This window comes from Micromonospora haikouensis (genome assembly GCF_900091595.1).
Taxonomy (GTDB): Bacteria; Actinomycetota; Actinomycetes; order Mycobacteriales; family Micromonosporaceae; genus Micromonospora; species Micromonospora haikouensis.
This window is the reverse complement of the sequence record NZ_FMCW01000012.1, coordinates 108,369-134,014: the sequence shown is the minus strand read 5'-3', so window position 1 is coordinate 134,014 and position 25,646 is coordinate 108,369. Positions and strand designations below refer to the sequence as shown.

The window sequence follows — 25,646 nt, the reverse complement described above, 5'->3', positions numbered from 1 at the left end:
ACCGCAGCGAAGCCGGTGTGAATCCGGCGCTGTCCCGCAACTGTGATGCCCCACCCGCGGCGTCCGGCCCCCGGCCGCCGTCGACCCAGGCGTCGGCCGCCCGGCCGACGCCGACGTGTGTGGGGCGAGCCAGGTCGCCTGCGGCACGGTCGCGACACGCGCTCTCGAGGAAGGGCGCCTCGCGGACGGGCACCCCACCAGGCTCCTGTCGGCGAAGCACCACGCTCCTCGACCGACAGGAGGACCAGTGTTCCGACGTACCCCCCGGCTCTTCGCCGCGACCCTCGCGGTGGCCGCGCTCGCGCTCGGCGCGTGCGCCGAGAAGAGCCCCGACGAAGCCCCCGCCCCCGGCGGCACCTCGGCCGCCGCCGCCTTCCCGGTCACCGTCGGCAAGCTCACGCTCGACAAGCGACCCGAGAAGATCGTCTCGCTCTCGCCGACCGCGACCGAGATGCTCTTCGCCATCGGCGCCGGCAAGCAGGTCGCCGCCGTCGACGACCAGTCCAACTACCCGCCGGACGCGCCGAAGAGCGAGCTGTCCGGTTTCCAGCCCAACGCCGAGGCGATCGCCGGCAAGAGCCCCGACCTGGTGGTGCTCTCCAACGACACCAACAAGATCGTCGATCAGCTCACCACGCTGAAGATCCCGGTGCTGCTCACCCCGGCGGCGGCCACGCTGGAGGACTCCTACCGGCAGCTCGCCGACCTCGGCACGCTGACCGGCCACCCGGACGAGGCCGCCGACGTCGTCACCCGGATGAAGGACGACATCGCCAAGCTCACCAAGGACCTGCCGCAGCGGTCGGCGAAGCTGACCTACTACCACGAGCTGGGCCCGGAGCTGTACAGCGCGACCAGCAAGACCTTCATCGGCTCGATCTACGCCCTCGCCGGGCTGGAGAACATCGCCGACGCCTCCGACGCCGACGGCAAGAACGGCGGGTACCCGCAGCTCTCCCAGGAGATCATCGTCAAGGCGAACCCCGACTTCGTCTTCCTGGCCGACACCAAGTGCTGCAAGCAGAGCCCGGAGACGGTCAAGGCGCGCAGCGGCTGGGCCGGCGTCACCGCCGTCAAGAACAACCAGGTCGTCGCGCTCGACGACGACATCGCCTCGCGCTGGGGCCCGCGGGTCGTCGACCTGCTCCGGGCCGTCGTCGACGCCGTCGCCAAGGTGCCGGCGTGACCCTCGCCGCGGGGCGTGCTGCGCGCGGTGCGGGGCGTGTTGCGCGCGGTGCGGGGCGTTAAGAAGGGGCCCCTGCTATGCAGAAAGCGTTAACAAGGGGCCCCTCCTTCGCGCAGCGGCCGGCCGGGCTGCGGCCCGGCTGGCTCGCCGCGGGGGTCGCCGCCGTGCTCGTCGCGCTCGTCGCCGGAGTCTCCCTCGGCCCGGTCAGCCTGCCCCCCGGCAGCGTCGCCGCCGAACTGCTCAACCTGCTGCCCGGCGTGCGCCTCGACAGCGGGCTGAGCGAACGCGAGATCGCCATCGTCACCGAGCTGCGGCTGCCTCGGGTCGTGCTCGGGCTGCTCGTCGGCGGCCTGCTCGCCCTGGCCGGCGGCTGCTACCAGGGCGTGTTCCGCAACCCGCTGGCCGACCCGTACCTGCTCGGGGTGGCGGCCGGGGCCGGGCTCGCCGTCACCGCCGTGATCTCCCTCGGGGCCGGGGCGGGCGGCGCGCTGACCGGGCTCCCGCTCACCATCCCCCTCGCCGCGTTCGTCGGCTCGCTCGGCGCGGTCGCCATGACGTACCTGCTCGGGGTGGCCGGCGGGCGGGGGCGCTCCACCGCCACCCTGATCCTGGCCGGGGTGGCCGTGTCCGCGTTCCTCTCCGCCGGGCAGACGTACCTGCTCCAGCGCAACTCCGACAGCATCCAGCAGGTCTACTCGTGGCTGCTCGGCCGGCTGGCCACCGCCGGCTGGCACGACGTCCGGCTCGTCCTGCCGTACTTCCTGCTCACCACCGTCGTGGTGCTGCTGCACCGGCGCGAGCTGGACGTCCTCTCCGTCGGCGACGACGAGGCCAGCAGCCTCGGCCTGCACCCGCAGCGCTCCCGCTACCTGCTGATCGCGGCCGCGTCGCTCGGCACCGCCGCCGCCGTCTCCGCGTCCGGGCTGATCGGCTTCGTCGGGATCATCGTCCCGCACACCGTGCGGCTGCTCGCCGGCTCCAGCTACCGGGTGATCCTGCCGCTGTCCCTGCTGTTCGGCGGGGCGTTCCTGGCGCTGACCGACGTGGTCGCCCGGACCGCCGCCGCCCCCGCCGAGGTGCCCATCGGCGTGGTCACCGCGCTGCTGGGCGGCCCGTTCTTCGTCCTCGTGCTGCGCACCGCCCGCCGGGTGCTCACGTGAGCGCCCCGTCGGCCGACGACCCGTCGCCGGGTGCCGCGCCCGCGGTCGAGGTGTGTGGCCTGCGGGTCAGCCTGGACGGCGCGCCGATCCTGGCCGGCGTCGACCTGACCGTCGAGCGGGGCGAGTGGGTCACCGTGATCGGCCCGAACGGCGCCGGCAAGTCGACCCTGCTGCGCGCGCTCGGCGGCCTGCTGCCCGCGCCGGGCGCGATCCGCATCTTCGGTACGCCGAGCGAGGCGCTGCGCCGCCGCGAGCGGGCCCGGGTGGTGGCCACCGTCGCGCAGTCCCCGGTCGTCCCGGCCGGCATGACCGTCTTCGACTACGTGCTCCTCGGCCGCAGCCCGTACGTCCCGCCGTTGGGCCGGGAGTCCGCCGCCGACCTGGCCGCCGTGCGGGACGTGCTGGACCGCCTCGACCTCGGCGGCTTCGGCCGCCGCGAGCTGGCCACCCTCTCCGGCGGCGAGCGGCAGCGGGTCTTCCTGGCCCGGGCGCTGGCGCAGGGGGCGACCCTGCTGCTGCTCGACGAGCCGACCAGCGCCCTCGACATCGGCCATCAGCAGGAGGTGCTCGAACTGGTCGACCAGCTCCGCCGCGAGCACGGCCTCACCGTCCTCGCCACCATGCACGACCTCTCCCTGGCCGGCGAGTACGCCGACCGGATGGTCCTGCTCGCGGCGGGCCGGGTGGCCGCCGCCGGCCCGCCGCGCGACGTGCTCACCGAGGACCTGCTGGCGACGCACTACCGCGCCTCCGTCCGCGTCCTGCCCGGCGAGCACGGCCCGCTGGTGGTCCCGGTCCGCCCCCGCTGAGGCGCAAGGAAGGGCCCCCTGTTAACGCTTTCTGTATAGGAAGGGGCCCCTGCAAACAAGCCGCTGGCCGTCAGCCGCGCGCGGGGCGGGCGATGACCGAGAACAGCGCGCCCTCGGGGTCGCGCAGCGCGGCGAGGCGGCCCTGCGGGGTGTCGTGGGGCGGCACCAGGACGGAACCGCCCAGCTCGGCGGCCCGCTGGGCGGTGGCGTCGGCGTCGGCCACGGCGAAGTACACGGTCCAGTACGCCGGCAGGTCGGCCGGGAAGTCGTCGGCCAGCGGCGGCATCATCCCGCCGACGATCCGTTCGCCGCACCGCCAGCCGGTGTAGGGGGAGTCGCCGACCTCCGGCGGGACCGGCCCCGCCGGCTGTTCCTCCGGGTGCCAGCCGAAGACCAGCTCGTAGAAGACCTTCGCGCCCTCCGGGTCGGGGGTGACCAGCTCGTTCCAGCTCATCGCCCCGGGGGTGTCGAAGAGTTCCGCCCCGGGGTGGGCCATCGGCTGCCAGACGCTGAACACCGCGCCGGCCGGGTCGGCGAAGACCGCCATCCGGCCCTGGTCGAACACGTCGAACGGGGCGACCAGCACCTGCCCGCCGGCCGCCTCGACGCGGGTCGTGACCAGGTCCGCGTGGTCGGTCGCCACGTACGTCGACCAGATCGGCACCTGGTCCGGCGCGGCGGGCGGACCGGCCCCGGCCACGGCGCGCCCGTCGAGCAGGAACGTGGTGTAGCCGGCGGCCTCCGGCTGCGGGGCGATCCGGGTGGTCCAGCCGAACAGTTCCGGGTAGAAGCGCCGGGCCTCCGCCAGGCCCGGGGTGGCCAGGTCGGCCCAGCACGGCGTGCCCGGCGGGACGCTGCTCACGCTGACCCCTCTCCACAGGTGGCGGCCCGGTGGGACGCCCTGCCCGCATCCTGGCACCGCAACCCGATGGAACGGGCTCAAACGGGACGAATAACCCCAGCCGGGCGGCGCTCGCCGGCCCCGGCCCGCGCCCCACGGCCGATCGCCGGCCCGAACAGCGCCCCACGGCGCGGGTCGTCAGCGGAAGCGACGGCCCTCGTCGCGCCGGTACGCCCAACCGGCGAGCGCCGCCAGCGCCACCACCCAGACGCCGAGCATCACCACCGACACCGGCGCGGGACGCCAGTCGCCGACCGCCGCCCACATCAGCTCGACCGCGCCCCGCGTCGGCAGGTACGGCGCGATCGCCCTGACGAAGGCGGGCGCGGCGTCCGGCGCGGAGAGCAGGCCGCCCCCGAACGCCAGCGGAAAGAAGACGATCTGGGCCACCACGATCGCCGCCTTGCTCGGCAGCGCGTACCCGATGGCGAGGCCCATCAGCGTGAACGGCACGGAGATCAGCCCGACCACGACGACGGCCAGGACGAACGCCCCGGGGCTGATCCGGGCGTCGGTGAACAGCGCCGCGATCACCACCACCGGGAGCAGGGAGAGGAAGGTCAGCGCCAGGCCCGCGAGCACCCGTCCGGCGAAGGCCGGCGCCGCCCCGGCCGGCAGGGTCCGGGTGTACGGGTTCCAGGGCTGGTCGCGGTCCTCGGCGACGCCCACGCCGTACTGGAAGATGTTGGCGCTCATCACCGCGAACGTGACCATCGCGGCGGTGGCGTAGGTGGCGCCCGTCGGGTCGTCCCCGGCGAACGGGACCACGAAGAAGAGCATCGCCACGGCCGGGAAGAAGGCGCTGCCGAAGACCGCCACCGGGATGCGGAGCGTCTGCAACAGCTGGTAGCGGGCGTGCACGAGGGCGAGTCTCACGGGGGTCGGTCTCCTCACGCGGCGGTGGCCTGCTGGCCCGGGACAGTGACGGTGCCCTGCCCGCCCGGGGCGGTGATGGCCAGGAACGCCTCCTCCAGCGAGGTGGGGCGCACCTCCAGGTCGCGGAAGGACACCCCGCTGGCCACCAGCTCCCGGACCAGCCGGTCGGCGTCGGTGGTGAGCAGGTGGGTGCGGTCGTCGACCTGCTCGACGCGGACCACGCCCGGCAGGTCCGGCAGGTCGCCCGCGACCAGGCTGACCCGGCGTACGCCGACCACCGAGCGGATCGCCGCCGTGGTGTCGTCGGCCAGCACCCGGCCCTGCCCGATCACCACCACCCGGTGCGCGAGCGCCTCCACCTCCTCCAGGTAGTGGCTGCTCAGCAGCACGGTGCCGCCGTCGGCGTGGAAGCCGCGGATCGCCTCCCACAGGGTGTGCCGGGCCTCGACGTCGAGCCCGGTGGTCGGCTCGTCGAGGAGCACCAGCCGGGGCCGGCCGACGAAGGCGAGCGCCACGGCCAGCCGCCGCCGCTGGCCGCCGGAGAGGCCGCCGGTCTGCCGGCGTGCCTGGTCGGTGAGGCCGAACCGGTCGAGCAGCTCGCCCCGGGGGACCGGGTCCGGGTAGTGCGCGGCGACGAAGTCGACCACCTCGCCGACCCGCAGGGTGGCCGGCAGCCCGGTCTCCTGCGGCGTCACCCCGACCTGCAGGCGGTGGGCGGGGTCGCGCGGGTCGCCGCCGAACAGCTCGACCCGGCCGGCGGTGGGCCGGCGCAGCCCGACGAGCAGGTTGAGCAGGGTGCTCTTGCCGGCGCCGTTCGGCCCGAGCAGGCCGACCAGCTCACCCGCGCGCACGTCGAGGTCGACCCGGTCGAGGGCGAGCACGTCGCCGTACCGGCGGGTGGCCTGGTCGGCGCGGGCGAGGATCATCGGTGCTCCTTTGGTCGGGCCGGCGGACACGGTCGGCCGTCACCTTCGGTGTACTCCCCTCGCGCCACCGGGGGCAGGGTCCATCGGCCGTGTGGTGACCGCCGGAGTGACCGTGCCGGGCCGGCGCGGAGGTCAGCGGGGCAGGGGCCGGGTCAACGCCGGGCTCCCCGGTGCCGGGGTCGCCGGCAGCGGGGCCGGCAGCGGGGTCGCCGGGGTCGGCGTCCGGGTCGCGCCCGCCGACCGCGCGGTGACCGCACCGGACAGGGCGGTGACCAGGAACGCGCCGGTGGCGGCCCCGATCGGGTCGGGCTGGCCCGGCACCTGGTAATGGGTGACGTTCGTGCCGAGCGTCACCTGGCGGGAGCCGTCGGGGGCGTGCAGCGAGATCGTGGCGTGCCCGAAGACCACCCCGTCGTGCCCCCAGAGCCGGCCGCCGGGCAGCGCCAGCCACAGCAGGCCGAGGCCGTACCCGCCGGCCTCCGGCTGCGTCGGGTCCAGCGGCACGGTGGTCCGCATCCGGGCCAGCTCGGCCGGGCGCAGCAGCCGGCCCCCGAGCAGCGCGCGGAAGAACCGGTTGAGGTCGGCCGCCGTGGAGACCAGCGCGCCGGCCGTCCACGCCCACGACATGTTCGCCACGCTGAAGTCGCGGAGTTGGCCGTCGTACCAGGGCAGGTACGCCTCGCTGTGCGGCCCGGCGATCCGGGTCCGCCGCCCCGGGAAGTACGTCTGGTGCAGCCCCAGCGGCCGGATGACCCGCCGGTGCACCTCGTCGGCCGCGCCGCGGCCGGTCACCCGCTCGACGACCAGGCCGGCCAGGATGTAGTTGGTGTTCGAGTACGCGAACCCCGCCCCCGGCGCCCCGGTGCGGGGCTCGCCGAGCCCGATCCGGACGAGCTGGTCCGGGGTGAACGTGGTGAACCGGAGCCGCTCGACGTCGTATCCGCTGGTGAACAGCACGGTGTCGTAGTCGCCGATGCCGCTGGTGTGGTTGAGCAGCATCTCGACGGTGACCCCGGGCACGGCGTACTCCGGGAGGTAGCGGCCGAGCGGGGCGTCCAGCGCCACCCGGCCCTCGCCGGCCAGGCGCAGCAGCGTGGCGGCCACGAACGTCTTCGTGATGCTGCCGACCCGGTGCTGGAGGCCGGGCCGCATCGGTCGCCCGGTGTCGAGATCGGCGATGCCGCTCGCGCCGCGCCACCGGTCCCGGCCGTCGCGGGCCTCGGCGAACACCCCCACCATGCCGGCGTCGGTGATCGCGCCGATCCCGGCGTCGAGCGCGTCCGCCGGCAGCCGCCCCGCCGTCGCTCCCGGCCCGGTGGCCGGACCCGATCCGTCGGCTGCGGCCGTCCCGCCGGGCGTGGTGGTCCCGGCGGGCGCGGCCGTCGCCGGGGCGGCGGCCAGCAGGGGCGTGGCCGCCAGCGCGGTGCCGGCCCCGGCGAGCAGGAGATCGCGGCGCGACAGGTGCATGCTGCCTCCCAAGTGGACGAGGTGCACCCATCATCACCGATCGCCACAACTCCCGCCGATGGTGAACCGCCCGGTAAGAAGGGGACCCTTCTCGACCGTATGCGTTAACAGGGGGCCCTTCCTTACAGCGGGGCGGGGAGCGGGGCGGTGTGCAGCACCGTCAGGCGGGACACCGCCCGGGTCAGCACCACGTACAGCCGGTGCAGCCCGCGCGGCTCGGCCGCCACGATCGCCGCCGGCTCCACGGTCACCACGTGGTCGTACTCCAGGCCCTTGACCAGCGTCGCCGGGACCACCGTGACCCGCGCCGGGGCCGCCACGTCGTCGGCGGTCGCGGTGTCGATCCCGGCGTCGGCCAGCGCCGCCCGCAGCCCGCCGACCGCGGCGTCGGCGGCGATCACCCCGACCGAGCCGTCGTGGGCCAGCGCCGTCCGCACCTCGTCCACCGTCGCCGCCACCAGGTCATCCACGGTACGCACGTCCAGCGCGCCGTCGCGGCGCAGCGACTCGGCCGGGGGTACGTCCACCGCGAGCGCCGGCAGCAGCCGGTTGGCGAACGCCACCACGGCGGCGGGCACCCGGAAGCCGATGCTCAGCGGCACCACCGTCGCGTCCGGCTTGCCCAGGTGGGCCAGGGACTCCCGCCAGTCGCGGGCGGCCCACGGGGCGGTGCCCTGCGCCAGGTCGCCGAGCAGCGTGATCGACCCGTGCTCGCTGCGACGGGCGATGGCCCGGCACTGCATCGGGGAGAGGTCCTGCGCCTCGTCGACCACCACGTGCCCGAAGCCGGCGGGGCGCTCCAGCAGCCCGGCGGCCTCGTCGACGAGCACCGCGTCGGCGGCCGTCCACTTCGTCGCCTTCGGGGTGCGCGGCGGCTTCGCCCAGGTCAGCAGCGCCTGCTCGGCCTCGGTGAGCACGCCGTCGGCGGCTGTCGCGAGCGCCGCCGGGTCGGCGAGCAGCCCGTGCACCAGCCCTTCCGGGGTGAGCGCCGGCCAGACCGCGTCGAGGAAGTCGGCGACCGGGCGGATCCTGCCCATCCGGCGCAGCCAGGCGTCGCCGGGCGACTCGGCGCGGCGGGCCTCGGCCTGGCGTTGCAGCAGGCCCACCACCCGGGCCCGCACCCGTTCCCGGCCGGTGGCGTACGGCAGCCCCTCCCGGCGGGTCTCCTCGACGACGCGGTGCAGCGGGTCGAGGCCGATCCGCCAGCGGAACGACCCGTCGGAGACCATGATCGGCTCGGTGGGGGCGGCGATCCGGGCCTCGACGGCCCGCCGCAGCACCTCGGCCATCCGCGCGTCGTGCTTGAGCGCCGCCACGGCCGGGTCCTCCACCGCCCGCACCGGCACCCGGGCGATCAGGTCCTCCACGGTCGCCTGCTCGACCTCGACCTCGCCGAGCGCCGGCAGCACCGCCGCGATGTACGACAGGAACGCCCGGTTCGGCCCCACGATCAGCACCCCGCACCGGCGCAGCCGCTCCCGGTGCAGATAGAGCAGGTACGCCGCCCGGTGCAGCCCGACGGCGGTCTTCCCGGTGCCGGGCGCGCCCTGTACGCAGATCGAGGCGGCCAGGTCGGCGCGGACCAGCTCGTCCTGCTCCGGCTGGATGGTGGCGACGATGTCGCGCATCGGGCCGACGCGGGGGCGCTCGATCTCGGCGGTGAGGATGCGGCTGGCGGTGCCCAGCTCCTCGCCCCGGTCCAGGTGCTCGTCCTCGAAGCTGGTCAGCGCGCCCGCGCTGAAGCCGAACCGGCGGCGCACGGTCACGCCCTGCGGGTCGCGGGCGCTGGCCCGGTAGAACGACCGGGAGACCGGGGCCCGCCAGTCGAGCACCATGGGCTCGCCGAGATCGTCGGTGACGTGCCGGCGGCCGACGTGGTGCTCCTCGTCGCCGAACGTGAGCCGGCCGAAGAACAGCGGGGTGTCGGGCTGGTCGGCCAGCTCGGCGACGCGGCGGGACAGGGTGCGCCCCAGGGTCTCCGCCGTGTACGCGTCGCCGGCGACGTTGTGGCCGGTGGCGAAGAGGGCCTCGGTGCGTTGGCGCATGCGGGTCAGCGCGGCGCGGGACGCGTCCAGGTGGGCCCGTTCGGCGGCCAGTTCGGTGTCCAGGGACATGGGGGCGTGCGGGGTCATCCGACCTACTCCTCGGCGCGGGGGACAACACTGCCGCTCGCGTTTCCGGCAACGATGGCCGGCGCGGGGACGTCCGCTGCGGTGCTGGACACCTCGGCCGTCGGCGGGGGAACAGTCTACTCCGCCCCACCCACTCGCTCAGCCGCTTTACCCACCCCACCCGAGTCCGGTGATCAAGAGAAAAGCGTCAGAGTCGATCTTTGCGATGACGCAAACCTTTTGATCGCTGGGCTGGGGCTGGGGCTGGGGCTGTGGGTGGGTGCGGTGGGCTATTCCGCGGCGGCGAGCACGAATGTGCCCTTTCCTTGGCGGCCCTCGATCAGGCCCTCGGCGCGGAGCAGGAACAACGCGCCCACTGATGTTCAACTCCAAGATCAGCGCCACGCTCATCCGGTCGCCGGTCGCCGGTCGCCGGTCGCCGGTCGCCCGTCGCGCGGAGGCGTGGTCCCGGTCCGGCTTCGATGCTGAGCCCAGGCCTCAGCCCTGTTCGTCCTCGTCGGCTGGCGGGCGGCGCGGGCGATTGTGGCGGGCCCACTCGTCGACCTCGTCCGCGTCCCAGACGTTCATCCCGACCAGGCGGGCGAGGGGCTCCGGGAACCCGGGCCGACGCGTGATCTGTAGGACGCGTTGTCGAGACACGCCAAACAGGGCGGCGAGTTCGCCGGGCCCGTACAGGCGTGGTCGCTTCACAGCCTGAACGTAGGCACGACACGTCGTTTACGTTTGTCACTTACAGATTGACAAGTAGGTGACGGAGGGTGTGGGATTGATTGCGCGGGGCCCTCGGCCTGGTGGAGCGGTGCTCGGTGGGCCGGGGTGCCGCAATCGGATCCGGCATCCTTAGGGGAGGCGCAGTGATCAACCGGCGAATGCCTCTGCTGATCCGGGCCGCCTGGCGGACCCTCGACTGGCACCGGCGCCGCCGGTGCTCGGCCTGCTCCCCGAGTGGCTGGTGTCCCCTTGTGCAGGCGGCTCAGACCAGGATCACCTCGTGGCGTCGGTACGGCCCCCGGTGATCGAACTGAACGCTGGCGACGTCCTGCACATCACAAGGGCCTGCAGCGTCCAGTTCACCAAGCCGATCATGTTCCGGCTGATCAAGGTACGGACCGATCTGGTCACCTACTTCGGCTGGATGTGGCTGGACGGCTACGAGTTGGATGGCAAGGGCGAGGCCGTTGCTCGTCGCGAGCTGTTCGTCATCGAGGAGGGCATCCGAAAATTGAGCCCGCCAGCGCGTCGCGTCATCGTCCAGCCCGGCCGTCGGGCCGCCAACCTGCGCCCCGGCTGAGCCGCCACCCCCTGACGAATCCTCTGACCTGAGCATCCGGCCAGGGTCGCAGCGCCTCCAGGGCAGCTGCCGTCCGGATGAGCAGGTGTTCGTGGCGGTGGCGGGCGACGATCTGGAGGCCGACCGGGGTGCCGTCGGGGGCGAACCCGGCCGGGACGCTTGCGGCGGGGTGCCCGCTGAGGTTGAACGCCCAGGTCAGCGCCACGCTCATCCGGTCGCCCGGCCCGGCGTGGCCGTGCGCCGGGCCGGGGGTGGTGGGGGTGAGCAGCAGGTCGGCAAGGTCGAAGAGCCGCGCCAGGCGCGCGTCGTTGCCGGCCCGCAGGTCCCCGGCGGCGGCCCGGTCGCCGGGCGCTCGCAGGGCCCGCCACGCGGGCGCGGGATCGGCGAGCGTCAGGTCGTGCGCGACCCACCGGAGGAGACCCGCGTCGGCGAGCCGGTCGGCGGCGGCGCGGGCGGGCCCCGCGACGTCGGGGTCGACCTCGGCGTGGCCGAGCGTGGCCGACCAGACCGCCCGCAGCGGCCCGCCACCCGCCGGGCCGAGATGCCCGGCGAGCCGGGTGCCGAGAAGAGCGTCGAGGTACGCGGCGGCGTCGGCGACCGTACGGGCGAGCGGTCCCGGCGCGTTGAGCCCGGCGGCGTCGATGGCGGGCAGCCGCCCGTTGGTGAGCTTGATCCCGACGACCCCGCACCAGGCGGCGGGGATGCGCACCGAACCGGCCCCGTCGTTGCCGGTGGCCAGGGGCACGAGCCCGGCGGCGACGGCGGCTGCCGACCCGGCCGACGACCCGCCGGGCGTACGGTCGGTGCGCCAGGGGTTGGCGGTGGGGCCCCGGTCGGTGTGGCCCCACGTCTGCCAGGGCGTGCCCCGGGGGACGGCGGTGGCCCCGACCGGAATGCAGCCGGCGGCGACGAGCCGGCGGGTCTGGAGCGAGTCGACGCCCTCGGTGGCCTTGACGCCCAGCGGCACGCCGGCCAGCGGCAGCGGTCCGGCGGCGAGGGCGCGTTCCAGTTCGCGGGCGGCGTGCCGGGCCTGCTCCGGCCAGGTTTCGCGGAAGGCCCGCAGCGTGGCGTCGGCGGTGCCGATGCGGGCCAGGGTCGCCTCGACGACGTTGACGGGGCGGAGCCGGCCGGCGTTGACCAGCTCGGCGATCTCGACGGCGCTCCGGGGCGCGGCCGGATCGTCGGAGGCGACCGGGTCGGCGGGTGCGGCGGGGTCGTTGGAGGCGACGGGTGCGGCGGGGTCGTCGGGAGTCGTGTCCATCGTGGGGGCTCGCTCGGCACCGGGTCGGCGGTCGCGCTCTGCGCCGCCGTCGAGGTGCCGCCGCCGAGCTTAGCGGCGGGGTCGATGGCAGGCGCGGGTGGCGGGCGGGATCATGGGGGCATGAGCGAGGCACCGCCCGAGCGGCAGCGGGTGACGATCAGCGATCCGCAGGTGATGCGGGCCCTGGCCCACCCGGCACGGCTCGCGATCATGGAACATCTCGCCTCGATCGAGTCCGGGGCCACCGCCACCGAGTGCGCGGAGATCGCCGGCCTGTCGCCGAGCGCGACCAGCTACCACCTGCGCGCGCTGGCGAAGTTCGGGCTGGTCGAGCAGGCCCCGAGCCGGGGGGACGCCCGCGAGCGGGTGTGGCGGGCGTTCAGTCCGTCGTACAACGTGGAGGCGGGGCAGGTGGCCGGTTCCGAGGCGCGGGCGGCCGAGCTGGCTCTCGTGGAGGCGCACCTCGCCCGGGACGCGCAGCGCACCCGGGACTGGTTCCGCCGGGGGCCCGAGGAACCGCCGGAGTGGTACCGGGCCGGGTGGTTCAGCGACAGCGTGCTCCTGCTCACCGCCGAGGAGCTGCTGGCGCTCAACGAGGCGGTCCAGGACCTGATGGCGCCCTATCGGCGTCGGGTGCGGACCGACCCGCCGGACGGGGCGCGTCCCGTGGCCGTCCAGTACCGGTCGGTGCCCGTGGACTGAACCGGTTGCGACGGGGGATTGCCCGGCCGAGGTGTGAAGGATTACTTTCGAAGTATGTCCTTCACACTTGGTCGGTCGCGTTGGCCCGACGTCTGGCTCGCCACCGCCGCCCGGGGCATCTCCAGCTGCGGTGACTTCCTGGCCGCGAGCACCCTCACCCTCGCCCTCCAGTCCGCCGGGGCCGGCGGCCCGGCCGTGGCGGGGCTGCTGATCGCCGCCAGCCTGCCGCTCGTCGCGCTCGCCCCGTTGACCGGCCGGCTCGCCGACCGGGTGGACTCCCGCACCCTGCTCGTCGCGGCCGGCATCGTGCAGGCGGCGATCTGCCTCGCCCTCGCGTACGCCGGACACCCGGCCCTGGCGATCGGCCTGGTGGCGCTGCTGGCCGCCGGGCTCGCGGTCACCCAGCCGGTGCTCGCCGCCCTCGTCCCGGCGATGGTCACGCCCGGGGACCTGCCCCGGGCCAGCGCGCTCAACCAGACGGCCGGCACCCTCGGCGCGCTGGCCGGCCCGGCGCTGGCCGGGCTGCTGGTGGGGCAGTTCGGCACCCGCGTGCCGCTGCTGTTGGACGCCGCCAGCTACCTCGCCCTGGTGGCCGCCGGCCTGCTGATCCGCACCCGTCGGGGCGGCGCCCGCCCGACCGCCAGACCCCGCCCGGCCGCCGACGCCCACTCGACGCCGACTCCCGACGGCCCGGCCCGGGCTTGGCGGCTGCGCCCGGACCGGCTGCTGTTCGCGATGGTGGCCTCGCTCGCCGGGGTGGTCGGCGCGGTCGGGGCGATCAACGTGATCGAGGTGTTCTTCATCCGCGAGACGCTGGGCAGTTCCACCACCGTCTACGGGCTGGTCACCGGGGCCTGGCCGCTGGGCATCGTGGCCGGGGCGTGGGCGCTCGCCCCGCTGACCCGCCGGCTCACCGACGACGGTCGGCTGCTCGGCGTGGGGCTGCTCCTGCTCGGCGGGTGCTGCCTCGCGGTCCTGGTCTCCGCCGCCGTGCCGTCCGCCTGGCTGCTGGTGCCGATCTGGCTGCTCGGCGGCCTGCTCAACGGCGGCAACAACGTCGTCTGCAACGTGCTGCTCGCCCGCCGGGTGCCCGAGGCGGCGCGGGGCCGCGCGTACGCCGTCTTCGGCGCGGCCGTGCAGGGCGCGGGCATGGTCGGTCTCGCGGCCGGCGGCCTGCTGCTCGACCTGGCCCACCCCCGGCCGCTGGTGGCGGCGTGCGGCACGGTGGGGCTGCTCGCGGTGGCCGCGTTCGCCGTCCCCGTCGTCCGGGCGGCCCGCGCCGAACGGTCCGCGAACGGACCGGGGCAGCGGCGCGGGGCGGCCCGCGCGGCGGGGTCTACGCCGTGAGCAACTGCCGGATCCGCGCGTACTCGGCGGCCATCTCCGGCTCGGCCAGGAAGTCGTCGAGCGCGGCCGAGACCCGGTAGTCGACCTCCTCCAGGGAGCGGATGGCGAGCTCGTACAGCTCGCCGCGCCGGTGCTCCTCAAGGTAGGTGGTCCAGTGTTCGAGCGCGGTGAGGACGATCAGCAGGCCGGGGTCCATGTCGCCGTCGGCGAGGGTGCCCTCGTCGATGCGGTCCAGCAGGGCCCGCAGTTCGCTCGCGTCGGCCGTGGCGACGGTCTCCAGAGCGGTGGCCAGCGCCGCCTGGGCGTCCTCGTCGAGGTCGTCCTCGTCGGCCTCGTCCACCAGGTCGGCGGTGGTCAGGCGGGTGATGGTCGCCAACCCGAAGGCGTGCAGGTCGTCCTCGCCAGCGGCGTCGATCAGTTGCTGGATGGCCGTCTCGACCTCTTGGTATCGCACCGCCTCAGGGTAGTGGCCGGCGGTGGGGCACCCACGACCGGCTTGCTTGTGCCGCTCATCGGGGTCGGCACACGAAGCGGGCCACCCGGAGACCCGGATGGCCCGCTCGCCGTGCCGAGGTCAGAGGTTCAGGCTCCAACTGTTGAGGTAACCGGTGTCGAGGCTCGCCGCGTCCTGGACCCGCAGCCGCCAGCTCCCGTTCGCCACCTCCGAGGAGAGGTTCACGGTGTACGTCTGGTCGATGTTGTCGGTGCTGCCACCGGAGCGGCTCTGCAGCGTGTACACGCTGCCGTCCGGCGCGACGAGGCTGACCACGAGGTCACCGATGTAGGTGTGCACGATGTGCACCTCGACCTTGCTCGTGGTCGACGGGGTCGCCGCGCAGCCGCTGATCACGATGGTGCTCTCCACCGTCGAGTTGTCGGCGATCGCGACGTCGGTGCCGTTGCTGCCGGAGCAGCCCGGCAGCCCGTTCACCGTCAGGCTCAGCGTGGTCGTCCGGGCCACCGAGGGGGAGGTGCCCACCAGCGTGATCGCCACCGTGCCGCTGCCGGCGGTGGCGGCGGCGCTGACCGTGACCGTGGTCGACCCGCCGGCGGTGACCGACGACGGCGCGAACGACACGCTCACCCCGGCCGGCAGCGGGCCGGTCGAGAAGGTGACCTCCTCGGCGGTCCCCCGGATGACCGTGGTGCCGACCGTGGCGGTGCCCGAGGTGCCCGGGTCCAGGGTCAGCGCCGCCGGGGTGGCCGAGACGGTGAAGTCGTTGGCCGCGCACGACTCGGTGCCGGTGACGTTCACCGACGTCCAGGCCGCCATCACCGCCTTGTACTCGGTGCTGCACAGGCCGTACAGGTCGGTGGCGGCCGACAGGGTGTGCAGCCGCGCGGTGTTGGTCGGCTGCGCGGTGTTCACGTAGCGGGTGTTCGACACGAAGTACGCGTCGAGCGCCCGGAACCAGATCTTCTCCGCCTTCTCCCGGCCGATCCCGGTCACCGGCGCGGCCGACCCGCACAGCGGCGAGGTGCCGTACGAGGTCGCCCCGGAGCCCTCGGCCAGGTTGAAGTAGAAGTGGTTGGCCACGCCCGAGGAGTAGTGCACGTCGAGGCTGTTGGTGCCGGTCGACCAGCAGCCGTGCGACTTGCCGTCCAGCGTCGGGTCGTACATGTAGCGCAGCGGGGTGCCGTTGCCGTTGATGTTGATCTTCTCGCCGACCTGGTAGTCGCCGGGGTCGACCGGGGTGTTGGCGTAGAACTCCACCATGTTGCCGAAGATGTCGCTGGTGGCCTCGTTCAGGCCGCCGGACTCACCGGAGTAGGTCAGGCCACCGGGGACCACGTTCTCGGTGACGCCGTGGGACATCTCGTGGCCGGCGACGTCGAGGGCGACCAGCGGCCGGGCGTTGCCCGCGCCGTCGCCGTAGGTCATCTGCGCGCCGTCCCAGAAGGCGTTGACGTACGCGTTGCCGTAGTGCACCCGGCTCGGCACGCCGGTGCCGTTGCCGAAGACGCCGTTGCGGCCGTGCACCTCGGTGAAGTAGTCGAAGGTCGTGGCCGCGCCGAAGTGCGCGTCGACCGCGGCGGACTGCCGGTTCGAGGCCGCGCCGGTGCCCCACACGTTGTCGGCGTCGGTGAAGGTCGTGCAGGTCGAGGTGCCGTTGTTCATGTCGCAGGTGCGCCCGTTGCCCCGGGTCGGGTCGATCATGTTGTACGTCGAGCCGGACAGGGTGGTGTCGATCGGGACCGGGCCGGCGTAGATGCTGTTGCCGGTGCCGACGACGGACTCGACCTCGTCGAAGGAGCCGATCCGGGCGCCGGTCAGCGCGTCGCTGATGACGTGCAGCTTCGAGGGGGTCTGCCCGTCCGGGGCCCAGCCGGTCACCACCGTCTCCCAGGCGAGCCGTCCGGTCCCGCTGCTCGCGTCGACGAACAGCTCCGCCGCGCCGGTGCCGGTGACCCGGCCGGAGAACTCGGCGATCGCCGCCCTGCGGGCCTTTGCGGCGCTGACCTTCGGGGTGGTGGCGAGGCTCAGCGGGGCGGCCAGGCCGACCGAACTGCCCGCGTAGTCGCCGTCGGCCTCGGTGCGGATGACGACGTCCCCGCCGTAGACGCGGAGCCCGTCGTACGTGCGGGTGTAGCGGACCGTGCCCCGGCCCTCGGCGTCCCGCTTGCTGCTGTGCACCGCGTAGCGGTCCTTCGCCGAGGACCTGACGGCCCGGGAGTGCTCCTTCAGGGCGGTGTCGGCGGCGGCGACCAGCGCCGGCCCCGGGGTGGATGGCGGGGCGGCGGACGCGCTCGTGGTGGTGACCACGAGACCGCTGCCGACCAGCATGGTGACGCCGGCCAGCGCTAGGGCTGATCTCAACATGACCTCCCCAATACGAGATGCACTCGCATCTATCGATAGCGAGATCATCGTCCGCTGCGGGGATCCTGGGAAGGCGAGCGTCGATGGATAAACATACCTACTTGTCCATCCTGGCGATGCTATTGCCGGCGAGGCGCGCGAGGATGTTCCGTCTCTGTTACGAAAGGAACCCATTGACAACAATCGCCTCAATAGATGGCAACCTTCGATGGCTGTCCGATCCCTAGCGTGGTGGGCACGTCGAACCCGACGTACCGCGAAGGCCCTCCGCCCCACACATCCCGTTGGCGCGGGAGGCCGCCGGTCGACGCCGTCGACCGGCCCAGGAAGGAGCAGCCCAGTGAGGCTCACCCCGTACGTCACCCGCCGTTGGATCGGCACCCTCGGCACCGCCGCCCTCGCCGGCGCGCTGCTGGCCACCGCCGGGGTCGACCCGGCAGCGGCGACCCCGGCCACCGGCACCGTCCTCGGTGCCGACCGGCCCACCGCCGTCGACGGCAGCTACCTCGTGGTGCTGAAGGAGGGCCAGCGGCCCGACCGGGCCCGCGCCGAGGCCATCACCTCGCGCTACGGCAACGGCCGGGTCGACCGGGTCTACGGCCGGACCGTCAACGGCTGGTCGGCCCACCTCACCGAGCGGGCGGCCCGCCGGCTGGCCGCCGACCCCGCCGTCGCCTACGTGGAGCAGGACCAGCGGGTGCGGGCCCTCGTCACCCAGACGAACCCGCCCTCGTGGGGGCTAGACCGCATCGACCAGCGCAACCTGCCGCTCAACCGGTCCTTCACCTACGGACCGAGCAACGGGGTGCGCGTCTACGTCGTCGACACCGGCGTCCGGGTGACCCACCAGGACTTCGGCGGCCGGGCGGTGAGCGGGTACGACGCGGTGGACAACGACAACAACGCCGACGACGGCAACGGACACGGCACCTTCGTCGCCTCGGTCGCCGCCGGCACCGCGTACGGCGTGGCCAAGAACGCCACCGTCGTGGGCGTCCGGGTGCTCGACAACAGCGGCTCGGGCACCACGGCCGGCGTCATCGCCGGCATCGACTGGGTCACCGCGAACGCGACCCGTCCCGCCGTGGCCAACCTGAGCCTCGGCGGCGGTGCCAGCACCACTCTCGACGCGGCGGTCCGCCGGTCGATCGCCGCTGGCGTCACCTACAGCATCGCGGCCGGCAACTCCGGCGTACCGGCCACCGGCACCTCGCCGGCCCGGGTCACCGAGGCGCTGACCGTCGGCGCGACCGACCAGACCGACACCCGGGCGAGCTGGTCCAACTACGGCACCGCGCTCGACCTCTTCGCGCCCGGTGTCTCCATCACCGCCGCCTGGCGGACCAGCGACGCCGCCACCTACACCGGCAGCGGCACCTCGTTCGCCGCACCGCACGTCGCCGGCGCCGCCGCGATCTACCTGCGGAACAACCCCACGGCCAGCCCCGCCACGGTCAACGCGGCGATCGTCGCCGCCGCGACGCCCAACGTGGTCGTCAACCCCGGCGCCGGCTCCCCGAACCGGCTGCTCTACGTCGGAAGCTGACCCGCCCGCACCACCCGTCCGCGCCGGGCCACCCCCGGCGCGGACGGCGGCCGGTGGCCCGCCGCCCCGCACGACTCGCCGGTGCGGTCACCCGGCTCGACCGCCGCCCCACCCGGGCGGCGGTCGAGCCGTTCGGGCCGCCCGGACCCGGCGCACGGGCCCCGGGTGCGGGATTGGCCACTCCGGGGCCCGCCCGTTGAGACCGTGTCCCGCGGCGGGGATACGGTCGCAGCATGGCTGACCGCATCGCCCGTCCCCGGGTCGGACACATCCAGTTCCTGAACTGCCTGCCGATCTACTGGGGCCTGATGCGTTCCGGCGCGCTGATCGACGTCGACCTGCACAAGGACTCGCCGGACCGGCTGAGCGCCGCCCTGGTCGCCGGTGACCTGGACATCGGGCCGATCTCGCACGTCGAATACCTGCGCCACGCCGACGAGCTGCTGCTCCTGCCCGACCTGGCGGTCGGCAGCGACGGCCCGGTGCTCTCGGTCAACATGGTGTCCACGAAGCCCCTCGCCGAGCTGGGCGGCGGCCGGGTGGCCCTCGGTTCGACGTCGCGCACCGGCGTGCTGCTCGCCCGGCTGCTGCTCGGCGAGCGGTACGGCGTCCACCCCGACTACTTCCGCTGCCCGCCCGACCTGACGCAGATGCTGCTGGAGGCGGACGCCGGGGTGCTGATCGGCGACGTGGCGCTGCGGGCGCTGTACGAGGCCCCGCAGCGGGGGCTGGAGGTCACCGACCTCGGGCAGGCCTGGCGCGACTGGACCGGGCTGCCGATGGTCTTCGCCGTCTGGGCGGTGCGCCGGGACTTCGCCGCCGCCCACCCCGGCCTGGTCAAGGAGGTGCACGAGGCGTTCCTGCGCTCCCGCGACCTGTGCCTGGCCGAGCTGGACCAGGTCGCCGAGGCCGCCGCCCGGTGGGAGTCGTTCGACGCCGCGACCCTGGCCACGTACTTCCGGGCGCTGGACTTCTCGCTCGGCGAGCGGCAGGTGGCCGGGCTGCGCGAGTTCGCCCGCCGGGCCGCCGAGATCGGCGAGGCCCCGCCGCTGCCGGCGGACGGCCCCCGGTTCTTCGCCGGCTGAGGCCGACCACCAGACGTACGCCGTGATCGCCGCCGCCCGACGGCGGTCACGGGGCACCCGTCAGGTGCCGGAGCGCAGCACCGCCTCGGTGATCTTCTGGCAGTTCTTCATGCCGTACTCGTAGCCCATGTTGATCGGGTAGCGGACCATCACGCCCATCGTCCAGTTGTCGCCGATGGCGAGGCAGTTGATGTGCATCTCCTGCTCGCTGGTCCGGTCGATCCAGCCGTTCTTGATGGCGATCTTCTTCTGCTCGGCCGCCGGGAACGCCTTGCGGATGCCGAAGTCACCGGAGCCGCGCACCAGCCGCATCTCGTTGATCAGCCACTTGGTCCACTCCGGCCCGGCCGCCCGGCCGTCCTTGATACACGCGCCGAGGCGCGCGGTGTCCCGGGGGGAGAGGTTCGTCCGGCTCCAGCCGCCGTCGGCGGCGGGGCTGCTGTCGGTGGTCTTGCAGATGGAGATCATCCGCTTGATCGACGCGGACCGGCCCACGGTGTTGTAGAACTGCTCGGCGCGGGTGTTGTCGCTGTCGCGGATGATCCGGGTGGCGTCGGCGAGCTTGGCGTCGCTGGGCTTCTGCCCCTGCTCGTCGGTGCGCCGCAGGTAGTCGGCGACGATCCAGGACTTGATCAGCGACGCGGTGGTGCTGGTCTCGTCCATGTTCTTCGAGCCGATGATCTTGCCGGTGCGGGTGTCCAGGACGCTCCAGGCGTACCAGCCCTCGATGTCGAGGTCGATCTGCTTGTCCGCGAACGGCAGCGGCTCCAGCGTCGGGGAGGGGCTGGGCGAGGCGGTGGGACGCGACTTGCGGTCCGAGGCCGCTCCGGCGGCGCGGTCGACGGGCGCGGACGCGTCGCCCCACTGGGCGGCGGCGGTCGACGCCATCGGCGAGCCGGGCAGCAGCCGCAGCGACACCAGCACCAGCCCGATCAGGACGGCCGCGATCGCGATCAGCCGCAGCGGCGACGCCTCGCCCCGCCCGGCACCTCCACCGCCGGCCCGGCGGCGGCTGCCCGCCATCAGAGCTTGCCGATCGGCTGCTGCGGCACCTTCAGGGCGGCGCCGGGCTGCGGGGTGACCAGCTGGGTGGCGACGCTGGCGCAGACCTTCGCGCCGTACGACAGCCCCTTCTTCTGCGGGTAGCGCAACATGACGGCGAGGCTCCACTTCTCGGTGACCGCAAGACAGTTCACGTGCCAGTTGCCGTCGTAGTTCAACGGCGTCCAGCCGTTCTTGATGCTGACCGGCCCCTGGGCCTTGATCTCGGCGGGCAGGCCGTCGACGATGCCCCACTTGCCGCCGCCGGACGTGGTGCGCTGCTCCTTGACGCTGCCGCGCACCTTGCTCATCTCGTCCAGCACCCACGTGGTCCACTTCGGCCCGGCCGCCTTGCCGCTGGCGATGCAGTCGCCGAGCCGGACGGCGTCGCGGGGGGACATCCGGGTGAAGCTCCAGTAGCCCAGGTAGCCCGCAACGTTGCCGCGCTTGGTGTCGGTGAGGCCGCAGATGTCGACGGCCCGCTTGAGCACCGGGTTCAGCTGGCCGTTCGGATACACCCTGTACGAGCCGCCCGCCGCACCCCACACCGCGTCCGCGGCGCCGTCGTTGCTGTCCCGGATGGCCAGGCTCGCCATCTGCTTCATCCTGGGCGAGGGTTCCTTGTCGCCGAGCTGCCGCAGGTAGTCGGCGACGATCCAGGCCTTGATCATCGACTCGGTCGAGCTGGTCGACGCCAGGTTCTTCGAGCCGGAGATGCTGCCGCTCTCGCGGTCCAGCAGGGCCCAGGAGAAGAACTCGCCGGAGAAGTTCACCGAGACGGGGGCGGCGGCCAGGGTCGGCGGCGGCGGGGCGGTCGGCTCGGGGGCCGCCACGATCTGCATGCCGCTCCCGCCGGATCCGCCGTCGTCGTCGCCGGAGAGCTTGGCGTACGCGGCGGGCACCAGCATGGCGCTGCCGAGGAGGATCGCCGCGACGGCGAACACCATGGCCACGCGAGGTCGCATGAGTGGATGAGCTCCAGATGTCAGGGGCCGGGGGACCGACTGCTTTCCGAACTGGTTCGTCCTGATCGCTGGGGGCCGGGGGAAGTGGCCCGCGTCATACGCCCGGCGGTCGTTCGCAGCCGGTCGGTGTGACCGGGAAAGTCTACGTCCGGATGGCCGACACGCCAGGAACCGAAGCCTGTCAAGTCGCTATGAAGGCGGGATTGTGGCCTGTTATGCCAGCCTTGGGGGGATTCATCTCCGCTTAGTGAGCCATGTCATACCTGCGCCCTGGCCTGCGGCAATACGAAAAGGGGTCGACTCGTGACGGAAGGTGCTTTCGGAAACCTGTGACACCCTCTGGTGTGGGCTGGCGCGAGCTGTAACACTTGTCGGCATGTATGGCAACGACTTCTCCGCCCCGGAGGACGCGCCCGGCGGTGGCCTGCTCGGCGAGGTGGCGGCGGCGGAGGCGGCGCTGCGCGCGGCGGCGACCCGGCAGCGCGGCGGCGGCCCCGGCCCGGACGCCGACCTGGAGGCATACTTCGCCGACGTCATCGACGCCGACCAGAAGATCGAGCCCCGCGACTGGATGCCCGAGGCGTACCGGAAGACGCTGATCCGGCAGATCGCCCAGCACGCGCACTCCGAGATCATCGGGATGCAGCCGGAGGGCAACTGGATCAGCCGCGCCCCCTCGCTCAAGCGCAAGGCCATCCTGCTGGCCAAGGTCCAGGACGAGGCCGGACACGGCCTCTACCTGTACGCCGCCGCCGAGACCCTCGGCGTCAGCCGGGACGAGCTGGTGCAGCTCCTGCTCGACGGGCGGCAGAAATACAGCTCGATCTTCAACTACCCGACCCTGAGCTGGGCCGACGTGGGGGTGATCGGCTGGCTGGTCGACGGCGCGGCGATCGTCAACCAGGTGCCGCTGTGCCGCTGCTCCTACGGCCCGTACGCGCGGGCCATGATCCGGGTCTGCAAGGAGGAGTCGTTCCACCAGCGCCAGGGCTACGAGATCCTGCACACCCTGGCCCACGGCACCCTGGAGCAGAAGGCCATGGCCCAGGACGCGGTGGACCGCTGGTGGTACCCGTCGCTGGCCATGTTCGGCCCGCCCGACGGCGACTCCACCCACTCCGCCCGCTCGATGGCCTGGAAGATCAAGCGGTTCTCCAACGACGAGCTGCGCCAGCGCTTCGTCGACATGTGCGTGCAGCAGGCGGAGATCCTCGGCCTCACCCTGCCCGACCCCGACCTGCGCTGGAACGAGCAGTGCCAGGCGTACGACTTCACCGAGCCGGACTACGCCGAGCTGATGCGGGTGATCTCCGGCGAGGGACCGTGCAACCGGCAGCGGATGGAGCACCGCCGCCGCGCCCACGCCGAGGGCGCGTGGGTCCGCGTGGCCGCCGCGGCGTACGCCGCGAAGCGGTCGACTGCGCGAGAGGCGGTTGCGGCATGAGCGGCACCGACAGCACGTCCCCCCTGTGGGAGGTCTTCGTGCGGGCCCGGCGCGGGCTGGCGCACACCCACGTCGGCAGCCTGCACGCCCCCGACGCCGAGTTGGCCCTGCGCAACGCCCGGGACCTCTACACCCGCCGCCAGGAGGGCGTGTCGATCTGGGTGGTGCCGGCCGCCGCGATCACCGCGTCCAGCCCCGACGAGAAGGACGCCTTCTTCGACCCGGCGGCCGACAAGGTCTACCGCCACCCCACCTTCTACGACGTGCCGGACGGGGTGGCCCACCTGTGAGGAGTCCCTTCGACTTCGCCCTCGCCCTCGGCGACGACGCGCTGGTCGCCGCGCAGCGCCTCGGCGAGTGGACCAGCCGCGCCCCGGAGATGGAGGAGGACGTCGCGCTGGCCAACATCGCCCTCGACCAGCTCGGCGCGGCCCGGCTCCTGCTCACCTACGCGGGCGAGCTGGAGGGCGCCGGCCGCGACGAGGACGCGCTGGCGTACCTGCGCGACGACCGGGAGTTCCGCAACTGCCTGCTGGTCGAGCTGCCCAACGGCGACTTCGCGGTGACCATGGCGAAGCTGCTGTTCCTGTCGGCCTACCAGCTTCCGCTCTATTCCGCGCTGGCCGGGTGCGCCGACGAGCGGCTCGCCGCGATCGGGGCGAAGGCGCGCAAGGAGTCCGCGTACCACCGGGACCACGCCGCGCTGTGGGTGCGCCGGCTCGGCGACGGCACCGCCGAGTCGCACCGCCGCATGCAGGCCGCCGTCGACCAGGTCTGGCCGTACGCGCACGAGCTGTTCGCGCCGTGGCCGGGCGCGCCGGTCGACCCGGCCGGCCTGCGCGGCGACTTCGACGCGTACGTCGGGCCGGTGCTGGCCGAGGCGACCCTGACCCGGCCGGCGGACGGCTGGGCCCCGGCCGGCGGGCGGGACGGCGTGCACACCGAGCACCTGTCGTACCTGCTGGCGGAGATGCAGGTGCTGCACCGCGCCCACCCGGGGGCGACGTGGTAGACCCGAGGGACGCCGTGGCGGCGGTGGTGGACCCGGAGATCCGGGTGATCACCATCGACGAGCTGGGCATCCTGCGGGCGGTCGACCGGGACGCAGCCACCGGCCGGGTCACCGTGACCATCACCCCCACCTACACGGGCTGCCCGGCGATGGACGTGATCCGGGCCGACATCCGGCGGGCGCTGGCCGCCGCCGGGCACCCCGACGCCGACGTCCGCACGGTCTACAGCCCGGCGTGGAGCACCGACTGGATCTCCGCCGCCGGCCGGGCCAAGCTGGCCGCCGCCGGCATCGCCCCGCCGCCGGCCACCCGGGACGCCGGCACCGCCCCGGCGACCCGGGCCGGCACGGTCGTGCCGCTGACCCTCGCCGTCCGCTGCCCGCTCTGCGGGTCGGCGGAGACCGAGCAGGTCAGCCGGTTCGGCTCCACCGCGTGCAAGGCCCTGTGGCGCTGCCGCGCCTGCCGTGAACCCTTCGACCACCTGAAGGCGCTGTGACTGTCACGATCACCCGCCCGGTCCGCCGCCGGCCGGCCTTCCACCCGCTGCCCGTCGCCGCCGTCGACCGGCTCACCGCCGACGCCGTGGCGATCACCTTCGCCGTGCCGGAGGAGCTGCGGGCGCTCTTCGCGTTCTCCGCCGGCCAGCACCTCACCGTGCGGCTGCCCGCCGGCCCCAACCGGGCGGACGGGGACGTGCGGCGGTCGTACTCGATCTGCTCGACGCCCGACGACCTGGCCCGGCACGGCCGGCTGCGGATCGGGGTGCGCGAGATCCCCGGCGGCGCGTTCTCGGCCTACGCCTGTTCGGTGCTGCGGCACGGCGACACCGTCGAGGTGCTGCCCCCGCTCGGGCACTTCACCACGGCGTTCGACCCGGGCCGGGCCCGCCGCTACGGCGCGGTCGCCGCCGGCTCCGGCATCACCCCGGTGCTCGCGCTGGTCGCCACCGCCCTGGCCGTCGAGCCGGCCAGCACCTTCACCCTGGTGTACGGCAACCGCACGGCGAACTCGGTGATGTTCGCCGAGGAGCTGGCCGACCTGAAGGACCGCTACCCGACGCGGCTGCACCTGGTGCACGTGCTGTCCCGGGAGCCGGGCGAGTCGCCGCTGCTGTCGGGGCGGATCGACGCCGACCGGCTGGGCCGCCTGCTGGGCACGATCGTGCCGGGCGACGCGATCGAGGAGTGGTTCCTCTGCGGCCCGTACGGCATGGTGGTCGACGCGAAGGCGGTGCTCGCCGCGCGGGGCCTGCCGGAGTCGGCGGTGCACGCGGAGCTGTTCCACGTCGACGACACGCCCGCCCCGGCGCAGCGCCGCCCCGCCGGGCCGACCGGGGACGCCGAGGTGACGATCGTGCTGGACGGCCGGGCGTCGACGTTCCCGATGGGCCGCGAGGAGCGGGTCCTCGACGCGGCGCTGCGGGTGCGCGGCGAGCTGCCGTACGCGTGCAAGGGCGGGGTCTGCTCGACCTGCCGGGCGAAGGTGGTCTCCGGCGCGGTGACGATGGCCCGCAACTACGCCCTGGAGCCGGACGAGGTCGCCGCCGGGTACGTGCTGACCTGCCAGTCCACCCCCACCACCGACACCCTCACGGTCGACTACGACGCGTAGCCGGCGCGGCGGGGCCGCTGGCGGCTTCGTGGACTGACCGCCGTGCTGGTATGACAGGCGGC

24 protein-coding genes are annotated in these 25,646 nt (G+C 73.9%); 13 read left to right on the top strand and 11 right to left on the bottom strand.

The window, feature by feature from the left end; genetic code table 11:
* The first annotated feature begins 247 nt into the window (after positions 1 to 247).
* The 3 genes from GA0070558_RS14260 (at position 248) to GA0070558_RS14250 (ending at position 3,155) form a co-directional block, all read left to right on the top strand.
* Positions 248 to 1,186: an ABC transporter substrate-binding protein gene (locus tag GA0070558_RS14260; RefSeq protein WP_091279582.1), complete on the top strand. Its 939-nt coding sequence runs from the start codon at positions 248 to 250 to the stop codon at positions 1,184 to 1,186.
* Positions 1,187 to 1,263: 77 nt separating this feature from the next.
* Positions 1,264 to 2,346: a FecCD family ABC transporter permease gene (locus GA0070558_RS14255; protein ID WP_091279579.1), complete on the top strand. Its 1,083-nt coding sequence runs from the start codon at positions 1,264 to 1,266 to the stop codon at positions 2,344 to 2,346.
* On the top strand, positions 2,343 to 3,155 hold the full coding sequence (locus GA0070558_RS14250; protein ID WP_091279576.1) for an ABC transporter ATP-binding protein: 813 nt from the start codon (positions 2,343 to 2,345) through the stop codon (positions 3,153 to 3,155). The genes GA0070558_RS14255 and GA0070558_RS14250 overlap by 4 nt, the downstream gene beginning before the upstream one ends.
* Before the next feature lie 70 nt (positions 3,156 to 3,225).
* On the opposite strand, the gene GA0070558_RS14245 is transcribed toward GA0070558_RS14250, so the two are convergent.
* From GA0070558_RS14245 to GA0070558_RS14220, 6 genes are all read right to left on the bottom strand, one after another.
* The gene (locus GA0070558_RS14245) at positions 3,226 to 4,017 is read right to left on the bottom strand and encodes a VOC family protein (protein WP_091279572.1); all 792 of its coding nucleotides are present in this window, start codon (positions 4,015 to 4,017) and stop codon (positions 3,226 to 3,228) included.
* Between the two features lie 177 nt (positions 4,018 to 4,194).
* A complete protein-coding gene (locus tag GA0070558_RS14240) occupies positions 4,195 to 4,932 on the bottom strand; it encodes an ABC transporter permease (protein WP_077935640.1) in 738 nt (245 codons plus the stop codon).
* Between the two features lie 14 nt (positions 4,933 to 4,946).
* On the bottom strand, positions 4,947 to 5,858 hold the full coding sequence (locus tag GA0070558_RS14235; RefSeq protein WP_091279569.1) for an ABC transporter ATP-binding protein: 912 nt from the start codon (positions 5,856 to 5,858) through the stop codon (positions 4,947 to 4,949).
* Positions 5,859 to 5,990: 132 nt separating this feature from the next.
* Positions 5,991 to 7,325 carry a serine hydrolase domain-containing protein gene (locus GA0070558_RS14230; RefSeq protein ID WP_256091934.1) on the bottom strand — a complete coding sequence of 445 codons (1,335 nt, stop codon included), beginning with the start codon at positions 7,323 to 7,325 and terminating at the stop codon, positions 5,991 to 5,993.
* 122 nt (positions 7,326 to 7,447) lie between these two features.
* On the bottom strand, positions 7,448 to 9,457 hold the full coding sequence (locus GA0070558_RS14225) for a HelD family protein (RefSeq protein ID WP_091279566.1): 2,010 nt from the start codon (positions 9,455 to 9,457) through the stop codon (positions 7,448 to 7,450).
* 477 nt (positions 9,458 to 9,934) lie between these two features.
* On the bottom strand, positions 9,935 to 10,147 hold the full coding sequence (locus GA0070558_RS14220) for a helix-turn-helix transcriptional regulator (protein WP_091279563.1): 213 nt from the start codon (positions 10,145 to 10,147) through the stop codon (positions 9,935 to 9,937).
* Between the two features lie 301 nt (positions 10,148 to 10,448).
* On the opposite strand from GA0070558_RS14220, the gene GA0070558_RS14215 reads away from it, so the two are divergent.
* The gene (locus GA0070558_RS14215) at positions 10,449 to 10,748 is read left to right on the top strand and encodes a hypothetical protein (RefSeq protein WP_256091933.1); all 300 of its coding nucleotides are present in this window, start codon (positions 10,449 to 10,451) and stop codon (positions 10,746 to 10,748) included.
* Here GA0070558_RS14215 and GA0070558_RS14210 read toward each other — a convergent pair.
* Positions 10,702 to 12,009, bottom strand: coding sequence for an amidase (locus GA0070558_RS14210; RefSeq protein WP_091279558.1), 1,308 nt, complete (start codon positions 12,007 to 12,009; stop codon positions 10,702 to 10,704). The two genes, GA0070558_RS14215 and GA0070558_RS14210, sit on opposite strands and share 47 nt — an antisense overlap.
* A 120-nt stretch (positions 12,010 to 12,129) precedes the next feature.
* Between GA0070558_RS14210 and GA0070558_RS14205 the strand changes: the two genes are divergently transcribed.
* Together GA0070558_RS14205 and GA0070558_RS14200 are read left to right on the top strand one after the other, a co-directional pair.
* On the top strand, positions 12,130 to 12,711 hold the full coding sequence (locus GA0070558_RS14205) for an ArsR/SmtB family transcription factor (RefSeq protein ID WP_091279555.1): 582 nt from the start codon (positions 12,130 to 12,132) through the stop codon (positions 12,709 to 12,711).
* A gap of 54 nt (positions 12,712 to 12,765) precedes the next feature.
* The gene (locus tag GA0070558_RS14200) at positions 12,766 to 14,058 is read left to right on the top strand and encodes an MFS transporter (protein ID WP_091279552.1); all 1,293 of its coding nucleotides are present in this window, start codon (positions 12,766 to 12,768) and stop codon (positions 14,056 to 14,058) included.
* On the opposite strand, the gene GA0070558_RS14195 is transcribed toward GA0070558_RS14200, so the two are convergent.
* Together GA0070558_RS14195 and GA0070558_RS14190 are read right to left on the bottom strand one after the other, a co-directional pair.
* A complete protein-coding gene (locus tag GA0070558_RS14195) occupies positions 14,048 to 14,512 on the bottom strand; it encodes a hypothetical protein (RefSeq protein ID WP_077935646.1) in 465 nt (154 codons plus the stop codon). The two genes, GA0070558_RS14200 and GA0070558_RS14195, sit on opposite strands and share 11 nt — an antisense overlap.
* 120 nt (positions 14,513 to 14,632) lie before the next feature.
* Entirely contained in the window at positions 14,633 to 16,876 is a 2,244-nt protein-coding gene (locus GA0070558_RS14190; protein WP_439709598.1) for a M4 family metallopeptidase, read from the bottom strand.
* Positions 16,877 to 17,219: 343 nt separating this feature from the next.
* Between GA0070558_RS14190 and GA0070558_RS14185 the strand changes: the two genes are divergently transcribed.
* Both GA0070558_RS14185 and GA0070558_RS14180 read left to right on the top strand, forming a co-directional pair.
* Complete coding sequence (locus tag GA0070558_RS14185) at positions 17,220 to 18,425, top strand: S8 family peptidase (protein WP_256091932.1); 1,206 nt, start codon at positions 17,220 to 17,222, stop codon at positions 18,423 to 18,425.
* 233 nt (positions 18,426 to 18,658) lie between these two features.
* Entirely contained in the window at positions 18,659 to 19,510 is an 852-nt protein-coding gene (locus GA0070558_RS14180) for a menaquinone biosynthetic enzyme MqnA/MqnD family protein (RefSeq protein ID WP_043961386.1), read from the top strand.
* A 60-nt stretch (positions 19,511 to 19,570) separates the two neighbouring features.
* Here the strand turns inward: GA0070558_RS14180 and GA0070558_RS14175 are convergent, their stop codons facing one another.
* Complete coding sequence (locus tag GA0070558_RS14175; protein WP_091279542.1) at positions 19,571 to 20,533, bottom strand: serine hydrolase; 963 nt, start codon at positions 20,531 to 20,533, stop codon at positions 19,571 to 19,573.
* Positions 20,533 to 21,516 carry a hypothetical protein gene (locus GA0070558_RS14170; RefSeq protein WP_091279538.1) on the bottom strand — a complete coding sequence of 328 codons (984 nt, stop codon included), beginning with the start codon at positions 21,514 to 21,516 and terminating at the stop codon, positions 20,533 to 20,535. Before GA0070558_RS14170 ends, GA0070558_RS14175 begins: the two co-directional genes overlap by 1 nt.
* Before the next feature lie 376 nt (positions 21,517 to 21,892).
* Here GA0070558_RS14170 and paaA point away from each other — a divergent pair, with 376 nt between their 5' ends.
* Genes paaA through paaE form a run of 5 tightly spaced genes read left to right on the top strand, consistent with a single transcriptional unit; the run spans position 21,893 to position 25,584 of the window.
* Positions 21,893 to 22,960: a 1,2-phenylacetyl-CoA epoxidase subunit PaaA gene (gene paaA / locus GA0070558_RS14165; RefSeq protein WP_091279536.1), complete on the top strand. Its 1,068-nt coding sequence runs from the start codon at positions 21,893 to 21,895 to the stop codon at positions 22,958 to 22,960.
* Positions 22,957 to 23,250 (top strand): 1,2-phenylacetyl-CoA epoxidase subunit PaaB, encoded by a 294-nt coding sequence (paaB, locus tag GA0070558_RS14160; protein WP_077935652.1) that lies wholly within the window; start codon positions 22,957 to 22,959, stop codon positions 23,248 to 23,250. Before paaA ends, paaB begins: the two co-directional genes overlap by 4 nt.
* Positions 23,247 to 23,972: a 1,2-phenylacetyl-CoA epoxidase subunit PaaC gene (paaC, locus tag GA0070558_RS14155; protein WP_077935653.1), complete on the top strand. Its 726-nt coding sequence runs from the start codon at positions 23,247 to 23,249 to the stop codon at positions 23,970 to 23,972. Before paaB ends, paaC begins: the two co-directional genes overlap by 4 nt.
* The gene (gene paaD, locus GA0070558_RS14150) at positions 23,966 to 24,469 is read left to right on the top strand and encodes a 1,2-phenylacetyl-CoA epoxidase subunit PaaD (RefSeq protein WP_077935654.1); all 504 of its coding nucleotides are present in this window, start codon (positions 23,966 to 23,968) and stop codon (positions 24,467 to 24,469) included. Before paaC ends, paaD begins: the two co-directional genes overlap by 7 nt.
* Positions 24,466 to 25,584 carry a 1,2-phenylacetyl-CoA epoxidase subunit PaaE gene (gene paaE, locus GA0070558_RS14145; RefSeq protein WP_091279532.1) on the top strand — a complete coding sequence of 373 codons (1,119 nt, stop codon included), beginning with the start codon at positions 24,466 to 24,468 and terminating at the stop codon, positions 25,582 to 25,584. The genes paaD and paaE overlap by 4 nt, the downstream gene beginning before the upstream one ends.
* Positions 25,585 to 25,646 lie beyond the last annotated feature (62 nt).